The 1,721-nt window shown below is 33.4% G+C and carries 1 protein-coding gene; it reads left to right on the forward strand.

Going from position 1 to position 1,721, the window contains the following annotated elements; all coding sequences use genetic code 11:
* On the forward strand, positions 1 to 1,721 hold a 1,721-nt coding region (locus ACVC2P_RS12950; RefSeq protein WP_452598884.1), incomplete at both ends, for a beta-ketoacyl synthase N-terminal-like domain-containing protein.

A 1,721-nucleotide genomic window follows, 5' to 3' on the forward strand; every position in this document is an offset into this window, starting at 1 on the left:
GGATTATTATATTTTGCTAGCTATCCAAAAATTAATGATAAATGTGAGCGTGAATACATTAAAAACCAATATCAATTAAAAGGAGACTGGTTAGAAATTGCAGGAGTAATTTCAAGAGATATACACTACTATGGTAATGCTAACTCTGGAGATAAACTTATTTACGAGTTAAATAAACTAGAACAAAAAAAGGATGAAGTAACATTACACAGTTCGTTATACAGAGCAAAAGATCAACAATTAATAGCAAAAGTATACACTACAAAACAATTAAAAAACAGTGATGCTTTAGAGGCTAAAAAAGAGCCAGTAGTAGTAAAGCAACAAGATTTAAAGATAAAACAGTCTAAAATTGACTATAAAACACCAATAACATTAAACGCTAAGCCACTAACAGATTTAGATAAAAAGACATTAAATACAATTGTATTACAATTTTTGAAATCTGTGTTAGAGGTTGATACATTAACAAAAGACACAAAGCTTAATGAGTTAGGAATAGAATCAATAATCTATCAAGAACTATCAGAATATTTATATGAAAACCACAAAATAGATAGTAACCCTAGTCGGTTTTATGGAACAGAATCTGTTGACACATTAACTAATTATCTTTTAGGAATAGAAACATCAACAATACAAAATAAAAGGAATGGATATAGCGCTTCTATAGAAGAAGATATTGCCATTGTAGGAATTAGTGGTAGATTTCCAGGAGCACCAAACTTAGACACCTATTGGGAAAATTTAAAAGCAAATAAAAATACCATCACAGAAGTTTCTACAGAGCGATGGGATTGGAAAACATTTAATAAAAATCCAGAAGAAACAACAACAGCAAAATGGGGCGGTTTTATAGAAGGAGTTGGTAATTTCGACCCACTATTTTTTGGAATTAGTCCTTTTGAAGCAGAGCTAATGGATCCGCAACAACGTATTACACTAGAAAGTGTTTACACAGCTTTAGAAGACGCAAACATAGTACCATCGGCATTAAAAGGAACAAATACAGGAATATATATTGGTGTCTCTGGCTCAGATTACGCACACATATCTGGAGAAGCAAGAAAAGGAAAAGCAGAAGCCTACGATGCAATTGGTACAGCCAGTTCTATTTTAGCAAATAGAATCTCTTATTTATTAAATATACATGGGCCAAGTCAGGCAATAGACACAGCATGTTCATCATCTTTAGTAGCAGTAGATCAAGCTGTAAAAAGTATTAAAAACGGAACAAGTGACATTGCAATAGCAGGAGGCGTACATACAATGTTAAGACCAGAGTTAACTGTATCTTACAGTCAGGCAGGCATGTTAAGTGTAGACGGGCAATGTAAAACTTTCGATAATGAAGCAAATGGATATGTTAGAGGAGAAGGTGTTGGAATTGTCGTATTAAAAAAGTTAAGTAAAGCAGAGCAAGCTGGAGATTACATCTATGGAGTAATTAAAGGAAGCGCAGTAAATCATGGCGGAAAGGCAAATACGTTAACATCTCCAAATCCAGAAGCACAAAAAGCATTATTAATAGAAGCTTACACCTCTGGAGATATAGATCCTAGAGATGTTAGCTATATTGAAGCACACGGAACAGGAACACCACTTGGAGACCCCATAGAAATCGAAGGCTTAAAACTAGCTTTTAATGAGTTATACAAAGAAAAAAATATTAAACCGTCTAAATATAGCTATTGTGGAATAGGAAGCGCAAAAACTAATAT

Source organism: Pontimicrobium sp. MEBiC01747, from assembly GCF_053601635.1.